General features: G+C 72.6%; 22 protein-coding genes. 14 read left to right on the top strand and 8 right to left on the bottom strand.

Going from position 1 to position 24,701, the window contains the following annotated elements:
- Positions 1-189: 189 nt before the first annotated feature.
- The gene (locus tag ACFZB3_RS25385) at positions 190-1,578 is read right to left on the bottom strand and encodes an AbfB domain-containing protein (protein ID WP_391378755.1); all 1,389 of its coding nucleotides are present in this window, start codon (positions 1,576-1,578) and stop codon (positions 190-192) included.
- Between the two features lie 224 nt (positions 1,579-1,802).
- Between ACFZB3_RS25385 and ACFZB3_RS25380 the strand changes: the two genes are divergently transcribed.
- The 3 genes from ACFZB3_RS25380 (at position 1,803) to ACFZB3_RS25370 (ending at position 5,149) form a co-directional block, all read left to right on the top strand.
- Positions 1,803-3,227 carry an amidase gene (locus ACFZB3_RS25380; protein ID WP_391378753.1) on the top strand — a complete coding sequence of 475 codons (1,425 nt, stop codon included), beginning with the start codon at positions 1,803-1,805 and terminating at the stop codon, positions 3,225-3,227.
- A 79-nt stretch (positions 3,228-3,306) separates the two neighbouring features.
- A complete protein-coding gene (locus tag ACFZB3_RS25375) occupies positions 3,307-3,525 on the top strand; it encodes a hypothetical protein (protein ID WP_391378751.1) in 219 nt (72 codons plus the stop codon).
- Between the two features lie 133 nt (positions 3,526-3,658).
- Complete coding sequence (locus tag ACFZB3_RS25370; protein ID WP_391378749.1) at positions 3,659-5,149, top strand: SPFH domain-containing protein; 1,491 nt, start codon at positions 3,659-3,661, stop codon at positions 5,147-5,149.
- A gap of 96 nt (positions 5,150-5,245) precedes the next feature.
- Here the strand turns inward: ACFZB3_RS25370 and ACFZB3_RS25365 are convergent, their stop codons facing one another.
- Positions 5,246-5,671, bottom strand: coding sequence for a MarR family transcriptional regulator (locus ACFZB3_RS25365; protein WP_391378747.1), 426 nt, complete (start codon positions 5,669-5,671; stop codon positions 5,246-5,248).
- Positions 5,672-5,733: 62 nt separating this feature from the next.
- Here ACFZB3_RS25365 and ACFZB3_RS25360 point away from each other — a divergent pair, with 62 nt between their 5' ends.
- Both ACFZB3_RS25360 and ACFZB3_RS25355 read left to right on the top strand, forming a co-directional pair.
- Positions 5,734-6,534: an alpha/beta fold hydrolase gene (locus ACFZB3_RS25360; protein WP_391378745.1), complete on the top strand. Its 801-nt coding sequence runs from the start codon at positions 5,734-5,736 to the stop codon at positions 6,532-6,534.
- A 19-nt stretch (positions 6,535-6,553) separates the two neighbouring features.
- The gene (locus ACFZB3_RS25355) at positions 6,554-7,003 is read left to right on the top strand and encodes a type II toxin-antitoxin system PemK/MazF family toxin (RefSeq protein WP_391378743.1); all 450 of its coding nucleotides are present in this window, start codon (positions 6,554-6,556) and stop codon (positions 7,001-7,003) included.
- 109 nt (positions 7,004-7,112) lie between these two features.
- Here the strand turns inward: ACFZB3_RS25355 and ACFZB3_RS25350 are convergent, their stop codons facing one another.
- On the bottom strand, positions 7,113-7,934 hold the full coding sequence (locus tag ACFZB3_RS25350; RefSeq protein ID WP_391378741.1) for a TIGR02452 family protein: 822 nt from the start codon (positions 7,932-7,934) through the stop codon (positions 7,113-7,115).
- A gap of 300 nt (positions 7,935-8,234) precedes the next feature.
- On the opposite strand from ACFZB3_RS25350, the gene egtA reads away from it, so the two are divergent.
- From egtA to egtD, 4 genes are read left to right on the top strand one after another with little or no spacing between them, the layout of a single operon-like run.
- The gene (egtA, locus tag ACFZB3_RS25345; protein ID WP_391378739.1) at positions 8,235-9,572 is read left to right on the top strand and encodes an ergothioneine biosynthesis glutamate--cysteine ligase EgtA; all 1,338 of its coding nucleotides are present in this window, start codon (positions 8,235-8,237) and stop codon (positions 9,570-9,572) included.
- Entirely contained in the window at positions 9,569-10,897 is a 1,329-nt protein-coding gene (gene egtB, locus ACFZB3_RS25340) for an ergothioneine biosynthesis protein EgtB (protein WP_391378737.1), read from the top strand. Before egtA ends, egtB begins: the two co-directional genes overlap by 4 nt.
- A complete protein-coding gene (gene egtC, locus ACFZB3_RS25335) occupies positions 10,897-11,688 on the top strand; it encodes an ergothioneine biosynthesis protein EgtC (protein WP_391378735.1) in 792 nt (263 codons plus the stop codon). The genes egtB and egtC overlap by 1 nt, the downstream gene beginning before the upstream one ends.
- Positions 11,685-12,647 carry an L-histidine N(alpha)-methyltransferase gene (egtD, locus tag ACFZB3_RS25330; protein ID WP_391378733.1) on the top strand — a complete coding sequence of 321 codons (963 nt, stop codon included), beginning with the start codon at positions 11,685-11,687 and terminating at the stop codon, positions 12,645-12,647. The genes egtC and egtD overlap by 4 nt, the downstream gene beginning before the upstream one ends.
- A gap of 109 nt (positions 12,648-12,756) precedes the next feature.
- On the opposite strand, the gene ACFZB3_RS25325 is transcribed toward egtD, so the two are convergent.
- On the bottom strand, positions 12,757-14,019 hold the full coding sequence (locus ACFZB3_RS25325) for an extracellular solute-binding protein (protein WP_391378731.1): 1,263 nt from the start codon (positions 14,017-14,019) through the stop codon (positions 12,757-12,759).
- 196 nt (positions 14,020-14,215) lie between these two features.
- Between ACFZB3_RS25325 and ACFZB3_RS25320 the strand changes: the two genes are divergently transcribed.
- Positions 14,216-14,431 carry a dodecin gene (locus tag ACFZB3_RS25320; RefSeq protein ID WP_361293772.1) on the top strand — a complete coding sequence of 72 codons (216 nt, stop codon included), beginning with the start codon at positions 14,216-14,218 and terminating at the stop codon, positions 14,429-14,431.
- Positions 14,432-14,442: 11 nt separating this feature from the next.
- Here ACFZB3_RS25320 and ACFZB3_RS25315 read toward each other — a convergent pair whose 3' ends face one another.
- The gene (locus tag ACFZB3_RS25315) at positions 14,443-14,934 is read right to left on the bottom strand and encodes a hypothetical protein (protein WP_391378729.1); all 492 of its coding nucleotides are present in this window, start codon (positions 14,932-14,934) and stop codon (positions 14,443-14,445) included.
- Positions 14,935-15,055: 121 nt separating this feature from the next.
- Between ACFZB3_RS25315 and ACFZB3_RS25310 the strand changes: the two genes are divergently transcribed.
- Positions 15,056-16,057, top strand: coding sequence for an MsnO8 family LLM class oxidoreductase (locus ACFZB3_RS25310; RefSeq protein ID WP_391378727.1), 1,002 nt, complete (start codon positions 15,056-15,058; stop codon positions 16,055-16,057).
- A gap of 73 nt (positions 16,058-16,130) precedes the next feature.
- Here ACFZB3_RS25310 and ACFZB3_RS25305 read toward each other — a convergent pair whose 3' ends face one another.
- A complete protein-coding gene (locus tag ACFZB3_RS25305) occupies positions 16,131-18,602 on the bottom strand; it encodes an AAA family ATPase (protein ID WP_391378724.1) in 2,472 nt (823 codons plus the stop codon).
- Positions 18,603-18,816: 214 nt separating this feature from the next.
- Between ACFZB3_RS25305 and ACFZB3_RS25300 the strand changes: the two genes are divergently transcribed.
- From ACFZB3_RS25300 to ACFZB3_RS25290, 3 genes are all read left to right on the top strand, one after another.
- Positions 18,817-19,008, top strand: a complete 192-nt coding sequence (locus ACFZB3_RS25300) for an Rv0909 family putative TA system antitoxin (RefSeq protein ID WP_391378722.1) — start codon at positions 18,817-18,819, stop codon at positions 19,006-19,008.
- 72 nt (positions 19,009-19,080) lie between these two features.
- Positions 19,081-21,471 (top strand): ABC transporter, encoded by a 2,391-nt coding sequence (locus ACFZB3_RS25295; protein ID WP_391378721.1) that lies wholly within the window; start codon positions 19,081-19,083, stop codon positions 21,469-21,471.
- A 43-nt stretch (positions 21,472-21,514) separates the two neighbouring features.
- Entirely contained in the window at positions 21,515-22,915 is a 1,401-nt protein-coding gene (locus ACFZB3_RS25290; protein WP_391378719.1) for a DUF3500 domain-containing protein, read from the top strand.
- Here the strand turns inward: ACFZB3_RS25290 and ACFZB3_RS25285 are convergent.
- Together ACFZB3_RS25285 and ACFZB3_RS25280 are read right to left on the bottom strand one after the other, a co-directional pair.
- Positions 22,870-23,733 carry a 1-acyl-sn-glycerol-3-phosphate acyltransferase gene (locus tag ACFZB3_RS25285; protein WP_391378717.1) on the bottom strand — a complete coding sequence of 288 codons (864 nt, stop codon included), beginning with the start codon at positions 23,731-23,733 and terminating at the stop codon, positions 22,870-22,872. The genes ACFZB3_RS25290 and ACFZB3_RS25285 overlap by 46 nt on opposite strands.
- Positions 23,733-24,497 (bottom strand): GNAT family N-acyltransferase, encoded by a 765-nt coding sequence (locus ACFZB3_RS25280; RefSeq protein ID WP_391378892.1) that lies wholly within the window; start codon positions 24,495-24,497, stop codon positions 23,733-23,735. Before ACFZB3_RS25280 ends, ACFZB3_RS25285 begins: the two co-directional genes overlap by 1 nt.
- Positions 24,498-24,701: the final 204 nt, after the last annotated feature.

Raw genomic sequence — 24,701 nt, 5'->3', positions numbered from 1 at the left:
CCTGCCCCGCCCTCTGACTGATAGGGCGGGGCAGAGCCACTGGTACTGCGCGTGAGCGTCAGCCCCGCCGCCCTAGGCCCAGTGCACAACCAGTGCACATCTCCGCGGGAAATCCCGGCACATCGAGGGAACTCGCGGGAACCACTGACGGGTCATCAAAACGTTTGCCCAGGTCAGCATCGGTTCAGGTCATGCCCAGGATGTCACCGGAACGAACGAGCTGTCCTGCCGGAAGAGGTCCGTGCCGTTCGAGATGTCCACGCGGAGTTGGTAGTTGTAGTGGCGCAGGTAGTAGCCCGGGTAGTTGTACGACTCGAAGCGGACCGAACCGCCGGCCGAGCCCGTGCGGGCGATGAACGTGGCGTCCTGGGCGAACGCCGCCGTGCCGTCGTTGGCGTCGAAGCGGCCCCGGAAGTCGTAGTGGCGCAGGTAGTTGCCGGCGGCGTCGCGGAAGGAGTAGCCATTGCTGTCGGCGAGGCCCGCGACGACGGTGAAGGTGGCGGCCTGCTTGTCGGCGGTGGCGCTGGAGCTGGTCACCACCGGGAGGTTGAGGAGGGCGGAGACCTCCTCCCAGTACCTGGTGGTGTAGTTGACCGACTGGAAGGAGCGGGTCGCGTTCTTCGTGACCGACGCGCCGCCCGACACCGTCTCCTTGATCACCGTGAAGTGCCGGGCCGTGCCCGAGAGGGTCGGCAGGGCGGTCGGCGCGGACCAGGTGGCGAACGTGTCGTAGCTGTCGCTGTAGTAGTAGTTGCCGTCGCCGTAGCCGTCGAAGAAGATCCGCCAGCCGCCGTTGTCGAGCTGGATCACGGAGGGGCCCTCGCGGTAGCTGCCCCAGCCCGCCCAGTCGCCGGTCCTGGAGATCGTGTAGGGGCCCTTGAGACTGGACGCCGTGCCGTACTCGATGTACTTCGCCGTCTCGTTCTTCGTGAAGGCGTGGTAGGTCGAGCCGCTCTTCACGATGTACGTGTCGATGTGGTTCGTGCCGATGCCGGACAGGGCGGCCGGTGAAGTCCAGGCGGTGAGGGCCGAGTCGGTCGCCGTCAGGACGTAGGGCGTGAAGATCCACTCGTCGTCGGTGGTCGAGCAGGACACGATGACGTTGACGCTGCCGTCGCTGTCGACGAACCACTCGGGCGCCCAGGCCCGGGACAGGTTCGTGATGGGGATCGTGTAGTCGTACAGGAAGGTCCAGGCGGCCCGGTCGGCGCTGCGGGCGAAGCCGATCGTGGTGCTCTCGTCCTCCCAGGTGTGGGTGGTGTACGTGAGGTAGTAGTAGCCGTCCGTGTGCTTGAAGATGCTGGCGTCGCGGATGCGGTTGCTGGGCGGGGTGTAGGCCGAGGACTGCAGGAGGCGGAAGTCGGTGGCGTCGTCGGACTGGTAGACGTTCACGGTGCCGTCGTCGCTGTTGAGGAACGGGACGATGGTGTAGCGGGTGGCAGAGCCGCTCGCGGGTGCGGCGGCGTCGGCGGCGCCGAGCAGGCCGGGCAGTTCGCCCAGGGCCAGGGCCGTCGCGGGCAGGGCGGCCAGCGCGCGGAGCAGGGTGCGGCGGGACGGGGTGGGGGGACGTGTGGTCACGGCGGCTCTCCGGGGCTCGTGCAGACGGGGACGCAGCGGCGCGTCCGGTATTTCGAACTGAGTTCGATAAGTCGACGCAGAAAGTAGAAGTCACGCCAGGTGCACGTCAATGCTTTGCGCAGGACTGGGGCACAGCTGGACGCCGGCTGTGCGAAACCTGTCCTGCGCGATGCGGATCGACGTTACTCTCCGGTAAACGCTGCGCCCCGGAGGTGGGTCACCGTATGTCGTACGACCGTTCCGCAGGCCTCGCCGAGTCCGTACGCGCGCTGGCCGCAGGTGAAGTGACGTCACGTCAGCTCACCGAGGAGTGCCTCGCGCGCATCGAGGCCACCCAGGACTCCCTCAACGCCTTCCGGATCGTGCGCCGTACGGCCGCCCTCGCCGAAGCCGAGGCCGCCGACCGGGAGTTGGCCGCCGGGGTGCGCCGCCCGCTGCTCGGGGTGCCGGTCGCGGTGAAGGACGACACGGACGTGGCCGGCGAGCCGACCGCCTTCGGCTGCCCGGGCGAGTTCCCGCCGGTGGCCGAGGACGGGGAGGCGGTACGGCGGCTGCGCGCGGCCGGGGCGGTGATCGTCGGCAAGACCAACACGTGTGAGCTGGGGCAGTGGCCGTTCACCGAGGGGCCGGCCTTCGGCGCCACCCGCAACCCGTGGCAGCCCCGGCACACTCCGGGCGGTTCCTCGGGCGGGTCGGCGGCCGCCGTCGCGGCGGGTCTGGTGCCGGCCGCGCTCGGCTCGGACGGCGCCGGATCCGTGCGCATCCCGGCCGCCTGGACCCACCTCGTCGGCATCAAACCGCAGCGCGGCCGCATCTCCACCTGGCCGCGCGGCGAGTCGTTCCAGGGCATCACGGTCAACGGCACCCTGGCCCGCACGGTCGCCGACGCGGCCCTGCTGCTGGACGCGGCGAGCGGCAACCATCCGCAGGACCCGCACCGGCCCGCCCGGTTGACGCTCTCCGACGCGGTCGGCCGCGACCCCGGACGGCTGCGTATCGCCCTCTCCCTCAAGCCGCCGTTCACCGCGCTCCCCGCCCGCCTCCAGCCGGAGGTGCGCACCCGGATCCTCGAACTCGCGGAGAAACTGGCCGCGTTGGGCCACACCGTGGAGGAGGCCGACCCGCCCTACGGCCAGATCGGGCTCACCTTCGTCCCGCGCGCCACGGTCGGGATCGCCGAACGGGTCCGCGAGGCACCGCACCCGGACCTGCTCGACCGGCGCACCCTGGAGGCGGCCCGCCTGGGCCGGCTGCTCGGCGGGGCCCCGCTGCGGGCCGCCCGGCGCGCGGAGACCGCCCTGCGGGACAGGATCGGCGCCTTCTTCACGACGTACGACGTCGTCCTCGCGCCGACCACCGCCGCTCCCCCGCCCCGCGTCGGCGCGCTGCTGGGCCTGGGCCAGTTCGCCACCGACCGGGCGATGATCGCCGCCTGCCCCTACGCCTGGCCGTGGAACGTGCTGGGGTGGCCGGGGGTGAACGTGCCGGCCGGGTTCGTCGGGGACGGGCTGCCGGTGGGCGCGCAGTTGCTCGGGCCGGCGGACAGCGAGCCGCTGCTCGTCTCCGTCGCCGCCCGGCTGGAGGCCGAACTGCGCTGGCACCAGCTCTGGCCGCCGCAGTCCGCGGCCGTCGACACCCCGGCCGCATAAGAGCAGACCGGGAGAAGGCCGGGAGCAGACCGGGAGCAGGCCACTTTCCCGCCGCTTGACCTGCCCGTACCCTCTGACCATGGAAGATGCGTCGATGGTCGGGCTCGTGGGTCGGGTCAGCGGAACGATCGGGCCCGGGCTCGTCGGCGAGGTGATCGTCCGGGTCCGCGGGGGCGCCGAGCACTTCCTCGCGTACGCCGCCGACGGCACCGGCCGGATCGAGCGGGGCACGGTGGTGATGGTGGTCGAGTACCTGCCGCCGCGGACGGTCTACGTCACACCCGCGTACGACAGTTGAGCGGGCATAGCCCCAGGTGAGGGGCGTATGCGTCAAGATTGCAACAAGGAATCGTCAGCGTCTTCACCCGGCGCTCGCGCGGGCGCACACTCCCTTCGTTCGGTGCCGAAAGGGCACCATTCAAAGGGGGCGTATGCCGATGGTTGTCGGCGTCGTTGCGGGGGTGGCGGTTCTCGCCGTTCTCGTGCTGATCGGTATTTTCAAGATGATGTGGCGGGTCGCCGAGCCGAACGAGGCGCTCATCATCTCCGGTTCGAAGCATCGGACCGAGGGTCTCGAAGAGGGCATGGGGTTCCGGATCGTCACGGGGCGCGGCACGCTGGTGCTGCCGGGCGTGCAGGCGGTGCGCAAGCTGTCCCTGGACCTCAATGAGACCGAGTTGTCGGTGGACTGCGTGACCCAGCAGGGCATTCCGCTGAAGGTGCGGGGCGTGGTCATCTTCAAGGTGGGCGACGACTTCGTGTCGATCGCCAACGCGGGCCGCCGGTTCCTGGACCAGCAGAAGATGATGTCCGAGCGGGTGCACAACGTGTTCGCGGGTCATCTGCGGTCCATCGTGGGCGGGTTGACGGTCGAGGACATGATCCGCGACCGGGACAAGCTCACCGGGCAGACCCGGGCCGCCTGCGGCACCGAGATGGAGAAGCTGGGGCTCATCGTGGACTCCCTGCAGATCCACGAGATCGAGGACCCGACCGGGTACATCCAGAACCTGGCGATGCCGCACGCGGCGGCCGTGCAGCGGGACGCGCGGATCGCGCAGGCGGAGGCGAACCGGCTCGCCACCGAGGCGGAGCAGCAGTCGTTCGCCCGGATGGCGGAGGCCACCCGGGACAGCGAGATCCTCCAGGCCGGCTACCAGGCCGAGCGGGACAAGGCGGCCGCCCAGTCCCGTCAGGCGGGTCCGCTCGCGGATGCGGCAGCCCGGCAGGAGGTCGTGGTCCAGGAGACACGGGTCGCCGAACTGGAGGCGCACCGGCGCGAGCAGCAGCTCCAGGCGGACGTCCGCAAGCCGGCCGACGCCAGGGCCTACGAGAAGCGGACGCTGGCCGAGGCCGAGCGTGACGCGCGTATCTCGGCGGCCCAGGCCAAGGCGAAGGAGACGGAGCTGGCGGCCGCGGCCGAGGCGACCCGGGTCAAGGCGGCCGCGGGTGCCGAGGCCGAGGCGACCAAGTCCCGGGGTGCGGCCACCGCGGCGGCGACCCGGGCCACCGGTGAGGCCGAGGCGGCCGCCGCACAGGCCAAGGGGCTGGCGGAGGCCGAGGCGGCCCGGGCGAAGGGGCTCGCGGAGGCGGAGGCCATCAAGGCCCGTGCCGCCGCCCTCGCGGAGAACCAGGAGGCGGTCGTCGCCCAGCAACTCGCCGAGAACTGGCCGGAGATCGTCAAGGCCGGCGCCTCCGCCTTCGGCAACGTCGACAACATGGTGCTGCTCAACGGCGCCGACGGCATGGCCGAGTTGTTCGCGAAGGCACTCACCATGGGCGGCACGGGGCTCGGTCTCGCCCGCCAGCTCCTCGCGTCGATGAACCAGAACGGGCAGGCGCCGGGCGGGACTTCACCGGCCCTCAACGGGGTCACGGCCCCGACGTCGCAGAAGGTGCAGGTGGAGGAGGGCGGCGAGTAACCGCCGGGAACGACCCGGGCACTGGGGTGCCCCCGGCCGCGGCCGGGGGCACCCCAGTGGTCACTCCTGCGGTCACCCCTGTGGTCGCTCCTGCGGTCACCCCTGTGGTCCCTCCTGCGCGTTGAGCCGCAGCAGCAGCTCCAGCAGCGTCGCCCGCTCTGCCGCCGACAGCCCGGCGAAGCAGTCGGCGAGGACCTCGCCGGCCACCCCGTGCCCGGCCGCCAGCGTCCGCTCCCCGTCGGGGGTGAGGTGGTGCCGGATCCGCCGCCCGTGGCCCGGCCGCCGCTCCACCAGGCCCTGCGCGACCAGCCGCCCCACCAGCGTGCCGAAGGCCTGCTCGCTCTGGAAGGTGGCCCCGGCCAGCTCGCGCGCCGAGGCGCCCGGCGACCGGTCGATGGCGCGTAGCGCGTCCCACTGCGCGAGGGTGGTGCCGACGGCCGAGAGCGCGCTGTCCATCGCCCGGTGCTGCCGGTACTGGGCCTGTTTCACCGCTCTTCCGAGAACTTGCAGGTCATCGTGCATGGTTCCACTGTAACCGATGACTAAGCTTGTTTATATCAACATCCTTAGTTAGATTGAGCGGCATGACGACGAACCACATCGCACAGGTGTACCCCGACCTCCCCGTCTCCCTGACCGAGGCCGGTTCCGGCCGCCCGGTGCTCGTGCTCCACGGAGGCGGCGGCCCCGCCACCGTCGCCGGCCTCGCCGCCCGCCTCGCCGAGTCGGCCCACACCATCACCCCGGTCCACCCCGGCTGGGACGGCACGCCCCGCCCCGACTGGCTGACCAGCGTCGACGACCTCGCCGTCGCCTACCTCCACCTGCTCCAGGACAGGGAGTTGAGCGACGTCCTGGTCATCGGCTCCTCGCTGGGCGGCCGACTCGTCACCGAGATGGCCATACGTGACACGGCCGGGCTGATCACCGGTTTGGTCCTCATCAACGCGGTCGGCGCGGACATCGAGGGCGAAGAGGTCACCGACTTCTTCGCGCTGGATCCGCGCGCCCAGGCCGAGCACTCCTGGCACGACCCGGACCGCTTCTACGTCGACCCGGCCACCCTGCCCGCGGCCGAACTCGCCCGCCGCCAGGCCAACATGGCGACCATGCGGCTGCTCACGGACGGCGGCCGGATGACCGACCCGAAGCTGCTGCCCCGGCTGGGGCGGGTGCGGCAGCCCGCGCTGGTGATCTGGGGCGAGAGCGACCGTGTCGTCACGCCCGCGTACGGAGCCGCCTACGCGAAGGCCTTCCCGCAGGGCCGGTTCGAGCCGATCCCCGAGGCCGGCCACCTTCCGCACCTGGAACGCCCCGACGTCACGGTCGAGTTGATCGAGGCGGAGCTGCACCGCACCGGCACCCCGCCTGTTCTCGCAGGCTGAGGCCCCATAGGGTGCCCTCGTGACTGCGTACATCGACGACGAGAACATCCCCGGCCGGTACGGCCCCACCGCGACCACCGAAGCCGACCCGCACGAGGTCGGCAAGGTGCGCACCGAGTACTCCCCCGCCCACGACGGCGACCCCGACCCGGGGGAGATCGTGTGGACCTGGGTGCCCTTCGAGGAGAACGACGGGCGGGGCAAGGACCGGCCGGTGCTGGTCGTCGCCCGGGAGGCGGCCGGCACCCTGCTCGCCGTCCAGCTGTCCAGCAAGCGGCACGACAACGACCGCGAGTGGGTGGCGATCGGCAGCGGGCCGTGGGACCGCACCGGGCGGGACTCCTGGGTGGACGTGGACCGCGTCCTGCGCCTGCACGAGGACGGCATGCGCCGCGAGGCCTGCGCGCTCGACCGGGGGCGCTTCAACCTCGTACGGCACCGGTTGCACGAGCGCTACGGCTGGAACTGAGCAGGGCGCTCCGCTGGAACTGCCGCGAGGCGCCGTCTGCCGTCTGCCGTCCGCGGCACCATCGTGGCTGGTCGCGCAGTTCCCCGCGCCCCTACGGGGCGCGATCCGCTCAGACCTCCACGGTCCGGAAGGCCTCCGCGAAGGCGCCCCGGACCACCGATCCCGGCGTGCGGTCCAGGACCCCGAAGACCACGTGTTTGAAGGTTCCTGCGAACCGTCCGCCGGGGCCCAGCAGCCCCCGGAAGGCGCCCGCGACCTGTGCCGGGTCGTTCTGGAACACCCCGCAGCCCCAGGCGCCGAGGACCAGCCTCCGGTAGCCGTGCGCGGCGGCCACCTCCAGCACCCGTTCGGCCCGTACGGCGAGGGCCTCCGGCAGTTCGCCGGCCCGCTCCGGAGCCGTACGGCGGATCACTCCGGCGTTGGGCGCGGCGGCCGTGAGGAAGCCCGCGCGGTAGGGCTCGGCGAGCAGCGCGCCGCGGTCGTCGCGGAAGACCGGGACGGCCGGGGAGTGGATCACGCGGTCCGTGTAGAAGGGGTCGCGGTGGGTGCGGTGGTGGTCGTAGTACGCGGCCGCCTCGCGCACGCACGTGTACAGCGCGGAGGCCCGGCACAGGGCCTCCTCCTGCGCCTGGGCGCCGTTCAGGTAGCCGCCGCCCGGATTGCGGGCCGAGGCGAAGTTGAGCACGGCCACCGGCGCGTCGGCGAGGCGGCGGGCGGCCTCCAGGCTGCTCTCGCCGGTGACCTCGTACACGGCGTCCAGGTCGAGGGCCTGCGGGACCGGCACCGGTTCCGGGCCGTACAGCCGCGTCCCCGCCCGTGCTGCCGCGATGTCGGCGGCCAGCAGGACCTCCCGGCCGTCGGGCGTGCGGTAGCTCCCCGCCGCCACGATCTCCTCGGTCTGCCGTGCGATGCCGCGCAGGCGCGCACTCATGGCGCCACCCCCGTGGACGCCATGACCGCGGCCCGCGCGGCCTCCCCCGTCGTGCTCATGCAGTCATCCTGGGTGATGCTGGTGGTGCCGTGCAACGGGGTTTCCCTGTCCCGAAACGGCCGGAAACAGGCAACGAAGCACCGACGAAGCAGCAAGGAAGCAGAGGTTACCGATCTAGGACGTCCCGACAGGTGCCCTTGTGCGAACGGGCGCGACGGTCTTGGGTGGAACGGACGATGCCGCCCCGGACGTATCCACGACCGGGACGGTGGCATGGTGGAATCTCAGGAGGATCCCGACATGTCCGATTCAATATCCGACAGCGGCGACTGTACCGACGGCTCGGTGAGGACCGACTTCTCGGACGACCGCACGACTGTCACCGAGGCCGAGGTGGAGGCCCTGGTCAAGGGCATCTGCTTCAAGACCGGCCCGCCCCGCACGCTCGGGGTAGAAGTGGAATGGCTGGTCCACGAGCTGCGCACGCCGCAGCTCCCGGTGACACCCGAACGACTCGAAGCGGCCTACGCCGCACTGCGCACGGTGCCCCTGGGGTCGGCGCTCACCGTCGAACCCGGCGGCCAGCTGGAGCTCAGCTCGCCGCCCGCCGCCTCCCTCACGGAGTGCACAGGCACCGTCTCCGCCGACCTGGACGCCGTCCGCAAGGTCCTCGCCGCACAGGACCTCGGACTCGTGGGCGTCGGTCACGATCCCTGGCACACCCCCCGCCGCTTCCTGCGCGAGCCGCGCTACGACGCGATGGAGAGCTGCCTGGACCGCACCGGCACGGCCGGCCGCCACATGATGTGCTCCTCGGCGTCCGTCCAGGTCTGCCTGGACGCCGGCCACGAGGAGCCCGGCCCGCTCGGCTACACCCGCCGCTGGTGGCTCGCCCATCAGCTGGGCCCGGTGCTGGTCGCCGCGTTCGCGAACTCCCCGCTGGTCGGGCAGCGGCCCACCGGCTGGGTCTCCACCCGGCAGCTGCTGTGGATGGAGATCGGCGCGGGCCGCGCGGGCGCTCCCCCGCTGGACGGCGACCCGCGCACCGCCTGGGCCCGGCACGTGCTCGACGCACCCGTGATGTGCGTACGGCGGGACGGCGGCCCCTGGGAGGTGCCCGAGGGCCTGACCTTCCGGGCCTGGACCCGGTCGGGGACGCCCGCCCCGCCCACCGGCGCCGATCTCGCGTACCACCTCACCACGCTGTTCCCGCCGGTCAGGCCGCGCGGTCATCTGGAGCTGCGGATGATCGACGCGCAGCCGGGCGAGGACGGGTGGATCGTGCCGCTGGCGGTGACGGCCGCCCTGTTCGACGACCCGGAGGCCGCGGAGACCGCGTACCGGACGGTGAAGCCGCTGGCCGAGCGCGCCGGGCCGCGGCCCGCCCCGAACAACCCGCTCTGGATCGACGCGGCCCGCACCGGGCTCCGCGACCCGGAGCTGCACGAGGCCGCCGTCGCCTGCTTCACGGCGGCGCTGGAGGCCCTGCCGAGGATCGGCGCGGCCCCCGGGGTCATGGACGCCGTGGCGGCGTACCGGGACCGGTACGTGCTGCGCGGCCGCTGCCCGGCCGACGACCTGCTGGACCGACTGCGCGGCACGGCAGGTCGCGCCCGTGGGAAGGACATCAGCGCATGACCGAGACCGACGTCGACATCGATATCGAGACCCTGCGGGACCGGGCGCTGAAGTCCCTGACCACCGCCCGGGACCGCACCACGCTGCTGACCAGCTGCGTGGAGGGGCCCGACCTCACCGCCCAGCACTCCCCGCTGATGTCCCCGCTGGTCTGGGACCTGGCGCACATCGGCAACCAGGAGGAGCTCTGGCTGCTGCGCAACGTCGGCGGCCGGGAGGCGATGCGCCCGGAGATCGACAGCCTCTACGACGCCTTCGAGCATCCGCGCTCCGAGCGGCCCTCGCTGCCGCTGCTGCCGCCCGCCGAGGCCCGGCAGTACGCGGCGGAGGTCCGCGGCCGGGCGCTTGACCTGCTGGACAGCGCGGCGTTCAGCGGCACCCGGCTGACCGAGGCGGGCTTCGCCTTCGGGATGATCGCGCAGCACGAACAGCAGCACGACGAGACGATGCTGATCACCCATCAGCTCCGCAGGGGCCCACAGGCCCTGACCGCCCCCGACCCGGCCCCGGCGCCGCCGTTCACCGGTCCCTCCGAAGTCCTGGTCCCCGGTGGCCCGTTCACCATGGGCACCTCCACCGAGCCCTGGGCGCTGGACAACGAACGCCCCGCGCACCGGCGGGAGGTCGCGCCCTACTGGATCGACACCACTCCGGTGACCAACGGTCAGTACCTGGCGTTCATCGAGGACGGCGGTTACGAGCAGGAGCGCTGGTGGACGCCCGAAGGCTGGGCGCACATCCGGCAGCACTCCATCACCGCGCCGCACTTCTGGCACCGGGAGGGCGGCCAGTGGCTGCGCCGCCGGTTCGGGGTGACGGAGGTCGTGCCGCCCGAGGAGCCGGTGCTGCACGTGTCCTGGTACGAGGCGGACGCCTACGCCCGCTGGGCCGGGCGCCGGCTGCCCACCGAGGCCGAGTGGGAGAAGGCCGCCCGGCACCACCCGGGCGAGAACCGGTCCCGGCGCTACCCGTGGGGCGACGCCGACCCGGCCCCGGCCCACGCCAACCTGGGCCAGCGGCACCTGCGCCCGGCCCCGGCGGGCAGCTACCCGGAGGGCGAGTCGCCGCTGGGCGTACGGCAGTTGATCGGTGACGTGTGGGAGTGGACGTCCAGCGACTTCCTGCCCTACCCCGGCTTCACCGCCTTCCCGTACAAGGAGTACTCGGAGGTGTTCTTCGGCCCCGAGTACAAGGTGCTGCGCGGCGGTTCGTTCGCCGTGGACCAGGTGGCCTGCCGGGGGACGTTCCGCAACTGGGACTACCCGATCCGGCGGCAGATCTTCTCCGGCTTCCGCACCGCCCGTTCGGCCGCGGAGACCGTCTGATGTGCCGCCATCTGGCCTGTCTGGGACCCGAGGAGCCGCTCGGCCGGCTCCTCGTGGAGCCCGGGCACTCCCTCTACCGCCAGTCGTGGGCGCCCCGGCGGCAGCGCTACGGAACGGTCAACGCCGACGGTTTCGGGGTGGGCTGGTACGCCGCGGACGATCCGCAGCCGGCCCGCTACCGGCGGGCCGGGCCGATCTGGGCCGACCCGTCCTTCGCCGACCTGGCCCGGGTCGTGCGCACCGGCGCGCTGCTGGCCGCCGTCCGGGACGCGACCCTGGCGGGCGCCGACGGGGAGGCCGCGGCGGCGCCGTTCGCCGCGGGCCGCTGGCTGTTCAGCCACAACGGGGCGATCCCGGGCTGGCCGGGGTCCATGGCACCCCTGGTCCCGCTGCTGCCCCCGGCCGACCTGCTGTCGATGGAGGCCCGCACCGACTCGGCGTTCGTCTGGGCGCTGGCCCTGCACCGGCTGCGGTCCGGTACGGAGCCGGGCCCGGCCCTTGCCGAAACGGTTCAGCAGATAGCGGAGGCGGCCCCCGCCGCCCGGCTGAACCTCCTCCTCACCGACGGCGCGACCATCACCGCCACCGCCTGGGGCGACAGCCTCCACTACCTCGCGGAACCCGGCCTGCGCACCGTCGTCGCCTCCGAGCCGTACGACGACGACCCGCGCTGGCAGGAGGTCCCCGACCGCACGCTGCTCACCGCGAGCCGCGCGGGCGTCGTCCTCACGCCCGTCGAGAACCCGGTCGGGGACCTGGCATCGGTACCACCTAAGGAGCCTTGTACGTGAGTCCCTTCCTGGTCACCCGCACCCTTCCCGAGGACGCGACGGACGCCGCGCTGCGCGCCGATGTCCTGACCGGCCTCACCGCGACCCCCAAGACGCTGCCGCCGAAGTGGTTCTACGACGCCCGGGGCAGCGAGCTGTTCGAGCAGATCACCGAGCTGCCCGAGTACTACCCGACCCGGGCCGAGCGGGAGATCCTGCTCGCCCGGTCCGGCGAGATCGCCGCCGCGAGCGGTGCCCGCACCCTGGTGGAGCTGGGCTCCGGCTCCTCCGAGAAGACCCGCCTGCTCATCGACGCGCTCACCGGTCTCGAGGTGTACGTCCCGGTCGACGTCAGCGAGAGCGCGCTGACGCAGGCCGGCCAGGCGCTCGTCGCGGAGCGGCCGGGGCTGTCCGTGCACGCCCTGATCGCCGACTTCACCGGTCGGCTGGAGCTGCCCGAGACGCCGGGGCCCCGGCTGCTGGTGTTCCTCGGCGGCACGATCGGCAACCTGCTGCCCGCCGAGCGGGCGGAGTTCCTGGCCTCGGTGCGCCGGCGGCTCAACCCCGGCGACGCGCTGCTGCTCGGCACCGACCTGGTCAAGGACGAGGAGGTGCTGGTCCGGGCGTACGACGACGCGGCCGGGGTGACGGCCGAGTTCAACAAGAACGTCCTCGCCGTCGTGGACCGGGAGCTGGACGCCGACTTCGACCCGGACGCCTTCGACCACGTCGCCCTGTGGGACGCGGAGAACGAGTGGATCGAGATGCGGCTGCGCTCCCGGGTGGCGCAGACCGTGAAGGTGCCGGCGCTCGACCTGGCCGTGGACTTCGCGGCGGGCGAGGAGCTGCGCACCGAGGTGTCGGCGAAGTTCCGGCGGGACGGCGTGACCGCCGAGCTGGCCGCCGCGGGGCTGGAGCTGACCAACTGGTGGACCGACGCGCAGGGGCGCTTCGCGCTGTCGCTGAGCGTGGCCCGCTGAATCGTCGTCTGCGGCAGCGTCGTGGCTGGTCGCGCGGTTCCTCCCCCGGCCTTCGGCCGGGGGTACCCCCAGTGCCCCTTTGGGGCGCTGCGGAACCGGGGACGCCCGGTCACCCGAAGTCCGGTGCGAGCAGTTCGGTGATTTTCCGGGAGGCGCGGCGGGCCTCGGTCGCGGGGTCCGCTCCGCCGAGCACCTTGGTCATGTAGCCCTTGATCGGGTTGTCGGCCTCGACGGCCGGCCAGTCCGGGGAGTGGGGCGTCGCCCGCCCCCGCGCGGCACCCGCCGCCATCGCGGCGACCCCCTCCTCCCCGGCCACCGCGCCCGCCAGGGTGGTCTTGTTGGGCACGTAGTTCATCGTGCGGGCCAGGTCGGTGTCCCACTTGGCGCCGGTCAGCGCGCCGACGACCGCGGTCGCGTCGTAGGGCCGGTCGGTGTTCTGCGGTACGACGAGGTCGGAGCCGCCGGTGAAGACGGCGCCCGGGTGGTCCGCGGTGAGCCCGGGGACCGGGAAGTAGCCGATCTGGTCCTTCAGTTCGGGGTTCTCCTGGACGATGGACTGGGCGAGGCCGGGCACCGCGATGATCTGCGCGACCTGGCCGCCCGCGAACACCTGCGCCTGGGGCGGGTGTTCCTCGTCGGCGTCGACGGGTCCCTTGCCGAGGGCCTGGAGTTGCCGGTAGAAGTCCATCCCGCGCAGCGCGGCCGGGCTGTCGAGGGTGCCCTTCCAGCCGGCGTCCGTCTCCTGGGCGAGGTCGCCGCCCTCGTCCCAGACGAACCCGGAGAGGGTGTACCAGTCCTGCCCGGCGAGGTAGATCCCCTGGTTCCCGCCGGAGTTGAGCTTCCCGGTGTCGGCCAGCCACTCCTCGCGGGTCTTCGGCGGGGAGGTGATCCCGGCCTTTTTGAACAGGTCCTTGCGGTAGATGACGACCCGGTTGGCGGCGTACCAGGGGATGCCGTACTGGCGGGAGTCGTCCCGGCCGGGCTCGGCGAGGCCGGGCAGCCAGTGGTCCTTGCCCCAGTCGCGCATCGACTCCAGGGTGAGGTCGGTGAGCCGGCCGTCCTCGACGTACTGCGGGACCTGGGTGTTGCCGACCTCGATGACGTCGGGCGCGTCGGCGGAGTCGCTCTTCAGGGCCGTCTGCACCTTGTCCACGATGCCGGTCCAGTCCTGGATGCGGATGTCCAGGCGGATGTCCTTGTGGGTGCGCTCGAAGTCCGCGGTGAACCGGTGCAGGAAGCCCGCCGAGGCGCTGTTCCGCATCAGCCACACCGTGACCGTGTGCCGACCACCCCCTTCGCCCGGCAGGACTCCACAGGCGCTCAGCAGGGCGGCGGACACACAGACGAGGGCGAGCGGGCGTGGATGTCTCACGGGGGTTCCTGTTCTGTCTGGCGGACAGGCGAACGGGCCCGACGTGGGGGAACGAGCACCGGGGCTCGTACGGGTGTACGGGATTTTGGTATGGACCAATACGGAGGGTCAAGGGCTGTCAGCGTTTCGGAACCGACGCCTCGCGTTCCGCTTCCGGATGGGGCACGGTGGAGTGACGACGAGAGGAGTTCCCCCGATGGCGAACCACACCTACCGCGTCACCGAGATCGTCGGCACCTCGCACGAGGGCATCGACCAGGCCATCCGCAACGGTGTCGCCCGCGCCAACCAGACTCTGCGCAACCTGGACTGGTTCGAGGTGACGCAGGTCAGGGGCCAGATCGAGAACGGGCAGATCGAGCACTACCAGGTGGGCCTGAAGGTGGGTTTCCGCATCGACGACGAGGGCTGACGGCCCTGCCGTCAGGTCCGCCCCTCCCCCTCCTGGGCCTGCTCCAGGGCCGCCGAGCGGTCGGCCCAGCGGGCCCGTACGACGGTGAACCCGGCCCGTTCGGCGGCGTCGCACACCAGCTCGTCGTCGTCGACCAGGACGCGGACCTCGCGCCGTTCGGCCAGCCGCCGCAGGATCTCCAGCTTGGTGTGCCGGGCGGGCCTGCGGTCGGCGTTGCGCCGCATGTGCACGCGCCCCTCGGGCAGCCCGTGGGCGGCCAGCCAGTCCAGCGTGTCACGGCGGCAGCGCTCGGGCCGTCCGGTGAGGTAGACGATCTCGCACTCCTCGGCGGTCGCCACGGCCAGCGCGACCCCCTCGGCGATCGGCGGGTCGTGCGGCGCCGCCGCGAAGAACGCGTCCCAGTCCCGGGGGCTGCGCTCCAGGAACCGCTGCCGGTGCGCGGTGTCGGCGAGGGTGTTGTCGATGTCGAACACGGCGATCGGACGCTTGCTGCTCTCGGTCACACGGCAACCCTAGAGCGCGACGGCCCCCGGCGATCCGGCCGGCGGCGGCCGCACCGCGCCCACGGCCCGGGGCGGACCGGCCCGGCGGGAATCCTGTGGCCGCGCGGCTGTTGAACCGTGTGTGAACGCAGCCATCGCCCGGACCCGGTTCTCCGTCCTCGACCGCTCCCGCACCCGGGAGGGGCACCCGCCCGCCGAGGCACTGCGGGACACCGTGACGCTGGCGCGCGAGGTGGAGGCGCTCGGCTACCACCGCTTCTGGGTGTCGGAGCACCACGGGGTGCCCGGGGTCGCCGGTTCGGCGCCGACCGTGCTGGCCGCGGCCGTGGCCGCCGCGACCCGGACCGTCCGGGTGGGGACCGGCGGGGTCATGCTGCCCAACCACCGGCCGCTGGTGGTGGCCGAGCAGTTCGGCGTACTGGAGTCGCTGTATCCGGGGCGGATCGACATGGGGCTCGGCCGGTCGGTGGGCTTCACCGACGGCGTGCGCCGGGCGCTGGGACGGGACAAGGGCGACGCCGAGGACTTCGCGGCCCAGCTGGACGAGCTGCTCGGCTGGTTCGAGGGGACCTCGCCGACGGGGGTACGGGCCCGCCCGGCCGAGGGGCTGCGCGTACCGCCGTTCGTGCTGGCGATGGGCGAGGGCGCGGACATCGCGGCCCGGGCCGGGCTGCCCATGGTCATCGGCGATCTGCGCGGCCGCGAGAAGATGCGGCGCGGCATCGACCACTACCGCGACCGCTTCCGCCCCTCCTCCTGGGCCGCCGAGCCGTACGTGGTGATCTCCGGGACGGTCGCCGTCGCCGACACCCCCGAGGCGGCGCGCCGGCTGCTCGTCCCGGAGGCCTGGTCGACGGCCTACTCCCGGACCCACGGCACGTTCCCGCCGCTGCCCCCGGCCGAGGCCGTCGAGGCCCGGACGATGACCGCGCGGCAACGCGGCTTCTACGAGTCCGGGCTCGCCGGGCACGTCGCCGGCACCGAGGACCAGGTCGCGCACGAGCTGGAGACGGTCCTGAAGGAGACCGGTGCCGACGAGGTGCTCGTGACCACGAGCACCCACGACCGGGCGGCACTGCTGGACTCGTACCGGCGGCTGGCCGCGATCGTCGCCGCCTCCTGAGCGGACCGATCGGGACCAGGCCGCCCAGGATCAGGCCGCTCGGGATCAGGCACGACAATCAGGACCAGGCCGCTCAGACCGTGGCAGGCTTGTCGGATCTGATCACGATCTCGCCGTTCGCCGCGTCCACCACCGCGCGCTCGCCCGCCACCAGCTGGCCGGAGAGCAGCAGGTCGGCGAGGCGGTCGTCGACCTCGCGCTGGATGGTGCGGCGCAGCGGACGGGCGCCGAAGTCCGGTTCGTGGCCGAGGTTGGCGAGCAGCACGGCGGCCGCGTCGGTGACTTCGAGGCTGACGTCCTGGGCGTGCAGGCGGTGCCTGGTGTGCTCCAGCAGCAGGTCGACGATCTCGCGCAGCTGGGTGCGGTCCAGGCCGCGGAAGACGATGATCTCGTCGATGCGGTTGAGGAACTCCGGCCGGAAGTGCTGCTGGAGGGCCGGCATGACCGCCTCGCGGACCTTGGTGTAGTCCTCGGTGCCGGCGGCCAGGATGCGGTCGGCGCCGATGTTCGACGTCATGATGACGACGGTGTTCTTGAAGTCGACGGTACGGCCCTGGGCGTCGGTGAGGCGGCCGTCGTCCAGGAGCTGGAGCAGGGTGTTGAAGACGTCCGGGTGCGCCTTCTCCACCTCGTCGAGGAGGAGCACGGCGTAGGGCTGCCTGCGCACCGCCTCGGTGAGCTGGCCGGCCTCCTCGTGGCCGACGTATCCGGGCGGGGCGCCGACCAGCCGGGAGACCGTGTGGCGCTCCTGGAACTCGCTCATGTCGAGGCGGATCATGCGGGTCTCGTCCCCGAAGAGGGCGGCGGCCAGGGCGCGGGCCAGTTCGGTCTTGCCGACGCCGGTCGGGCCGAGGAAGAGGAAGCTGCCGACGGGACGGTTGGGGTCGCTCATGCCGGCGCGGGCGCGGCGGACCGCGCGGGCTACGGCGGTGATCGCCTCGTCCTGGCCGACGACCCGCTCGTGCAGGTGCTCCTCCAGCTTCATCAGCCGTTCCCGCTCCTCCTCGGTGAGCTCGGCGACCGGGATGCCGGTGGTGCGGGAGACGACCTCGGCGATGTCCTCGGCGGTGACCTTGGGCGCGTGTTCCTCGGCGGTGCCCGCCTGCTCCAGCTCGCCCTCGGTCGCCTTGATGCGGTCGCGGAGTTCTTTGGCGCGCTCGTACTCCTCGTCGGCGACGGCCTGGTCCTTCTCCCGGTTCAGGGCGGCGATCCGGTCCTCGATGTCCCGGGTGTCGGTGGGCGGGGTCTTCGAGCGCAGCCGGACCCGGGCGGCCGCCTGGTCCATCAGGTCGATCGCCTTGTCGGGCAGGAACCGGGAGGTGATGTACCGGTCGGACAGCTCGGCCGCCGCCACCACCGCCTCGTCCGTGATGCGGACCTGGTGGTGGGCCTCGTAGCGGTCGCGCAGGCCGCGCAGGATCTCGATGGTGTCGTCGACGGTGGGCTCGCCGACCAGGATGGGCGCGAACCGGCGCTCCAGGGCCGCGTCCTTCTCGATGTGCTTGCGGTACTCGTCGACGGTGGTCGCACCGATGAGGTGCAACTCGCCGCGGGCGAGGGCGGGTTTGAGGATGTTGCCCGCGTCGAGGGAACCGTCGCCGCCGCCCCCCGCGCCCACCACGGTGTGCAACTCGTCCAGGAACAGCACGAGTTCGTCGCCGTGCTCGCGGACCTCGTCGAGCAGCTTCTTCAGCCGTTCCTCGAACTCGCCCCGGTACTTGGTGCCGGCCACCATCCCGGCCAGGTCCAGGGAGACCAGCCGCTTGCCTTCGAGGGTCTTGGGCACGTCCCCGGCGACGATCCGCTGCGCGATGCCCTCGACGATGGCGGTCTTGCCGACGCCGGGGTCACCGATCAGCACCGGGTTGTTCTTGCTGCGCCGGGAGAGCACCTCGATGGTCTGCTCGACCTCCTCGTCGCGCCCGATCACCGGGTCCAGGCGCCCGGCCCGGGCGTCCTCGGTGAGGTCACGGCCGTACTCGTCGACGGTCGGCGTGGTACTGGGCTTCTTGCGCTCCCCCGCGCCCTCGGCCGGCATCCTGGTCGGCTCCCAGCCGCTGTCGGCGAGCGCCCGGCCGGCCGCCGACTCCGGGTTCACGGCGAGCGCGCGCAGCAGGTGCTCGGGGCCGATGTAGGAGGCGCCCTCGGCGCGGGAGATCTGGTAGGCGTCGAGGAGGGCGCGTTTGGCGGCCGGGGTGAGGGCGGTGGGTTCGGTCTTCTCGCCGCCGCCGTGGCCGGCGGTGAGCCGCTGCCTGAGCTGGTCGGGGTCGGCGCCCGCCTCGGCGAGCAGCCGCCGGGTGGAGTCGTGGTTGGTGGCGGCGGCCAGCAGATGCCGGGCGTCCAGTTCCTCGCTGCCCTCGACGGCGGCGAGGTCGCGGGCGTCCGCGACCAGCTCCCGGGCCCGCTCGGACAGCAGGCTGCCGATGTCGACGCGCTGCGGGCGGCGGGGCTGGGCGCCCGCCCCCGAACCGCCGAAGAAGCGGGACATCAGCTCGTCGAACTCCTCGAAGGGACTGCGTCCGAATCCGAAACCGGAAGTGCTCATGGGGCCGGGCCTTTCTGCGGACAGCTGTGTGGGGCGGCTCCGCGGGGCGGCTGCGCGAGAGCCTCTCCGGAGGGCTCCGCGATCGGCGGAAGTCCGCGTCTTCCAAGCTCGCACAGGCGCGCCGGGCCCGCACGGGGACGGCCGCCGAGATGCGGACGGCGCCCCGCCCGGTGACGCTGGGGGGTGGAAGCCGCAACCAGCGAGGAGGGCTGCCATGTCCATGCTGGACAAGCTCAAGGGGATGCTGAAGGGCCACGAGGACCAGGCCAAGCAGGGCGTCCAAAAGGGCGGCGACATGATCGACCAGCGGACCGGCAACAAGTACCAGTCCCAGGTCGACACGGCCCAGAAGCAGGCCGACGACTACATCGAACGGCAGCGGAGGCAGGGCGACCCTCCGCAGTAGCGAGCTGCTCCGGGCTAGGATCGCGGGGTTTGTCCCTGCCCCGCGAGCCGCCCTTCACGGAGTGTCCGTCCGATGCACAGCCCCCACGACCCGTACGTCCGTGTGCGTGGTGCCCGTGAGCACAACCTCAAGGGCGTCGACGTGGACATCCCCCGGGACGTGCTGGCCGTCTTCACGGGTGTGTCCGGCTCGGGGAAGTCGTCCCTGGCGTTCGGCACGATCTACGCCGAGGCCCAGCGGCGCTACTTCGAGTCGGTCGCGCCGTACGCGCGCCGGCTGATCCACCAGGTCGGGGCGCCGAAGGTGGCGGAGATCAGCGGGCTGCCGCCGGCGGTGTCGCTGCAGCAGCGCCGCTCGGCCCCCACCTCCCGCTCCTCGGTCGGCACGGTCACCAGCCTCTCGAACTCCCTGCGCATGCTGTTCTCGCGCGCCGGGGACTACCCGCCGGGCGCGGAGCGGCTCGATTCCGACGCGTTCTCCCCCAATACGGCGGCGGGCGCCTGCCCCGAGTGCCACGGCCTGGGCCGGGTGCACCGGGCCACCGAGGAGTCGCTGGTCCCCGACCCGTCGCTGTCCATCCGCGAGGGCGCGATCGCCGCGTGGCCGGGCGCCTGGCAGGGCAAGAACCTGCGGGACGTCCTGGACGCGCTCGGCCACGACGTCGACCGGCCGTGGCGCGAGCTGCCCGCCGAACAGCGCGAGTGGATCCTCTTCACGGACGAGCAGCCGGTGGTCACCGTGCACCCGGTCCGGGACGCGGACCGCATCCAACGGCCGTACCAGGGCACGTACATGAGCGCCCGCCGGTACGTGCTGAAGACCTTCTCCGATTCCAGGAGCCCGACGCTGCGGGCGAGGGCGGAGCGGTTCCTGACCAGTGCGCCCTGTCCGGTGTGCGGCGGCAGCAGGCTGCGGCCGGAGGCCCTCGCGGTGACGTTCGCGGGGCGTACGATCGCCGGCCTCGTGGCGCTGCCGCTGACCGAGCTGGCCGGGCTCCTGGACGACGCGGCCGACCGGGACGCCTCGGAGACCGTACGGGTCCTCACCGCGGACCTCACCTCCCGGATCGCCCCGGTCGTCGAGCTGGGCCTCGGCTACCTCAGCCTCGACCGGGCCACGCCCACGCTGTCCGCGGGGGAGCTGCAACGCCTGCGCCTGGCCACCCAGTTGCGCTCCGGGCTCTTCGGTGTCGTCTACGTCCTGGACGAGCCCTCGGCCGGTCTGCACCCGGCGGACACCGAGGCGCTGCTCACCGTGCTGGAGCGGCTGAAGGCGGCCGGGAACTCGGTGTTCGTGGTGGAGCACCACCTGGACGTGGTGCGCGGCGCCGACTGGCTGGTGGACGTGGGGCCGCGGGCCGGCGAGCACGGCGGCGAGGTGCTGCACAGCGGACCGGTGGCGGAGCTGGCCGGGGTCGCGGAGTCCGCCACCGCCCGCTACCTGTTCGCGCGCGATCCCGTCCCGGCACGCGCGCCGCGGCCCGCCGAGGGCTGGCTGACGGTCGGACCGGTGACCCGGCACAACCTCCGTGCGGTCACCGCCGAGTTCCCGCTCGGTGTCCTCACCGCCGTCACCGGGGTCTCCGGATCCGGCAAGTCGACCCTGATCGGCGCGATCGGCGAGATCGGCGCGATGGGCGAGGTGGGCGAGGTGGGCGAGATCGGCGACGGGCCGACCGGGGTCGGGCGCCTGGTCTCCGTCGACCAGAAGCCGATCGGCCGCACCCCGCGGTCCAACCTGGCCACCTACACCGGCCTGTTCGACGTCGTACGGAAGGTGTTCGCGGCCACCGGGCAGGCACGGGAGCGCGGTTACGGCGTCGGGCGGTTCTCCTTCAACGTGGCCGGAGGCCGGTGCGAGACCTGCCAGGGCGAGGGGTTCGTCAGCGTGGAGCTGCTGTTCCTGCCCAGCACCTACGCGCCCTGCCCGGACTGCGGCGGGGCGCGCTACAACCCGGAGACGCTCGAAGTGACGTACCGGGGAAGGAACATCGCCGAGGTGCTGGACCTGACCGTGGAGAGCGCGGCGGAGTTCTTCGCGGACACCCCGGCCGCCGCGCGCAGCCTGGCCGCCCTCCTCGACGTGGGCCTCGGCTACCTGCGACTCGGGCAGCCCGCCACGGAGCTGTCCGGCGGCGAGGCCCAGCGCATCAAGCTGGCGGGCGAGTTGCAGCGCGGCCGGCGCGGCCACAGCCTCTACCTCCTCGACGAGCCGACGACGGGACTGCATCCGGCCGATGTCGAGGTGCTGATGCGGCAGTTGCACGGGCTGGTCGACGCCGGGCACACGGTCGTGGTGGTCGAGCACGACATGACGGTGGTGGCGGACGCCGACTGGGTGATCGACCTGGGGCCCGGCGGCGGGGACCGGGGCGGCCGGATCGTCGCGGCGGGCCCGCCGGCCGAGGTCGCCCGGGCCGCGGGCAGCGCCACCGCGCCCTATCTGTCCCGTTCCCTGCCCTGACGGTCTTCAGGAACGCTTCAGGTTGTCCCGGAACCTTGGGCGCATGCACGGACACCACCCCCGCACCCCCGAAGCCGAGCGCAGCCGCCGCTGGTTCATGAACAAGGCGCTGCTCGCCGGCGGTGCCGCCGCGCTGGCGACCATGACCGGCTGCTCCGACGGCTCGTCCGACGCGTCGAGTTCCTCCTCCGAAGGCCCCGGCGGCGGCATGCCCTCGGGCGGTCCCGGCGGAGCCGGCGGCATGGGCCCCGGCCAGAGCGAGGTCAAGTACAAGGACTTCACGGGCCTCACCACGGACGGCAAGGCCGTCGACGGCCTGTACTCGGTCCACTCGACCGGCGTCTCCACGGACAAGGTCGTCAAGGCCGCGCAGGCGTTCCTCGACGGGCTCAGCGCGAAGGAACGCAAGTCCTGCACCTTCGACGTGGCCGACGACGAGTGGCTGGCCTGGAGCAACGTCGACGGCTACGAGCGCAAGGGCGTTCGGATGGGCGACATCACGGACGGGAAGCGGGAGCTGGGCTTCGCGCTGCTCGGTGCCGCGCTGTCCGCGAAGGGCCTCACCCAGACCCGCAACATCATGAAGCTCAACCAGTTCCTGGGCGACTACAACGGCGGCAACCGGGACACCCTCACCGAGGGCGCGTACTTCTTCACCTTCATGGGCACCCCGTCGACCAGCAGGCCGTGGGGCTTCCAGTACGAGGGCCACCACGTCGCCATCAACTACTTCGTCCTCGGCGACCAGGTCGTGATGACGCCGACCTTCATGGGCTCCGAGCCGACCTCGGCCACCTACAACGGCGAGAAGATCACCCTCTTCAAGCCGGAGACCAAGGCCGGCCTGACGCTGCTGCGCTCCCTGACCTCGGCCCAGCGCGCCAAGGTGATCGACTCGGAGGTGAGCAAGTCCGGCACCGACATGAAGGCGGGCGCCGGCTCCGACAACCTCAAGCTCGCCTACCAGGGCCTGCCCGGCTCCGAGCTCACCTCGGCCCAGCGGGACAAGCTCCTCGACCTGGTGCGCGTGTATGTCGGCTACATGGACGACGGACACGCCGGGGTGAAGATGGCGGAGGTCGAGAAGCACCTCGACCAGACCTACTTCTACTGGCTGGGCGGGACCAAGGACACCTCGGCCTTCTACTACCGGGTGCACAGCCCGGTCGTCCTCATCGAGTACGACGCCCAGTCCCCGCTCGCCTACGGCACGAAGACCGGCACCGGCGGCGGGCAGCCCTCAGGACAGCCCACGGGGCAGCCCACCGGTCAGATGACCGGGCAGCCCACCGGCGGGATGCCCTCCGGCGGGCCGGGCGGCGGTGGTATGGGCGGCCCGAACGGCACGCCCACCCAGCAGCACATCCACACCATCATCCGCACGCCCAACGGCGGCGACTACGGTGTCGACCTGCTCAAGCTCCACTTGGAGACCGACCACTGAGAGGCCCGCTCCGGGCTCACCAGAGCCGCGTGCGTCCAGGCCGGCTCGTGGGTCACCGGCTGGGCGGCGCGGGCGAGGGTACGACGGTCCCGGTGGCTGCCGGCCGCTATCAGCGGTCGTATGTCCACCTCGGCCACCAGGCCGCGGGTCGACACCACTCGCCAAAGGGAGGCCAGCAGCGTGTCCGCGCCGACATAGGCGGGCACGGTGCTGGCCGCTCCCGCTTCCAGCCGGTAGTGCAGCCGCACCGGCTGCACGGGCGCACCGGCGTCCAGCGCGGCCTGGAACACAGCCCGCCGGAACCGCCCCTGGGCCCGGCCGCACCAGGTGCTGCCCTCCGGGAAGGCGACCACCGCGGCGCCCTCCCGCAGCGCCCCCGCGATCCGGCCGACCGTGTCCGGCAGGGCGCGCAGCCGGTCCCGGTCGATGAACAGGGCCCCGGCCCCGGCCACCAGCGCGCCGGCCACCGGCCACTCGCGGATCTCCTTCTTGGCGAGCATCCGCGCCGGCCGGACGGCGGCCAGCAGCGGGATGTCCATCCAGGAGATGTGGTTGGCGACGAGCAGTACCCCGCCGGTGCCCGGGGCGCTGCCGGTGATCCGGACCTGCACCCCGGCGGCCCGGACCAGCGTCCGGGAGAACCGGCGCACCCACTCGGCGGGTATCCGCCCGCCGAGCGGCAGCAGCACGATGGCGACGAGCATCAGGACCACGACCGCGGCGAACCGCAGCACGGCCCGGGGCAGGGTCGTCAGGGACCCCGCCCGCTCCACGCACGCGCCCGGGGTGCAGGGCGCGCTGGGCAGCCAGACGCTCATCAGGCCGGGACGAGCGAGAGGAAGTGCCGCAGATAGCGCGCGTTGACGCGGCGCATCGACAGCAGCACGTACATGTCGGCGACCCCGAAGTCCGGGTCGTGCGCGGGCTCGCCGCACACCCAGGCGCCGAGGCGGATGTAGCCGCGCAGCAGGGCGGGCAGCTCGGTACGGCCCTCGGGGGCCGGCACGCCGGGGACCCAGGGGTTCAGCGGCCGTACCCGGAACTCCTCCGGTGCGAGGTGCTTGGCCTGGACCTTGTCCCAGGTGGCGGCGGCGAGGGCGCCGCCGTCGGCGAGCGGGACGGAGCAGCAGCCGGCCAGCCACTCGTGGCCGCGGTCCACCATGTACCGGGCTATGCCGGCCCAGATGAGGCCGATGACGGCGCCGTCGCGGTGCGCGGGGTGCACGCAGGAGCGGCCGACCTCGACGAGGCCGGAGCGGATGGGGGCGAGCGGGCTCAGGTCGAACTCGCCCTCGGAGTACAGGCGGCCGGCGACGGCGGCGCGCTCCGGCGGCAGCAGCCGGTAGGTGCCGACGACCTCGCCGGTGAGGGCCTCGCGGATGAGGAGGTGGTCGCAGTACGCGTCGAAGGCGTCCACGTCCAGTCCCGGCTCCGGCCCGTCGAGCCGGGCGCCCATCTCTCCGGCGAACACCTGGTAGCGCAGCCGCTGTGCGGCCCGGACGTCGTCCTCGTCACGGGCGAGCTGCACCAGGTAGCCGGAGTCCCCGGGCGGGGCGGCGAGAGCGGGGGGTGAGGCGGGCATGGCGGTCATGGAGGTCTCCTGCGCCGAGCGGAAGCTGAGGAAATCTGCACCTGCTTTCTTCCGTGGCAGGCTGGACTCGGCGTGACATGCGCGGGACCCGTGGATGTGGGACTGCTGAATGCCGGGGGTCGCAGGGCGTACGGTCACTGAGGGACGCGCCGGGGTAACGCTACCGTGACCCGGCGGCCACCCTGAAATGCGAGA

It is taken from the genome of Streptomyces sp. NPDC008092 (genome assembly GCF_042957285.1).
In the GTDB taxonomy this organism is placed as follows: domain Bacteria; phylum Actinomycetota; class Actinomycetes; order Streptomycetales; family Streptomycetaceae; genus Streptomyces.
This window is presented reverse-complemented; position numbering and strand designations above follow the sequence as displayed.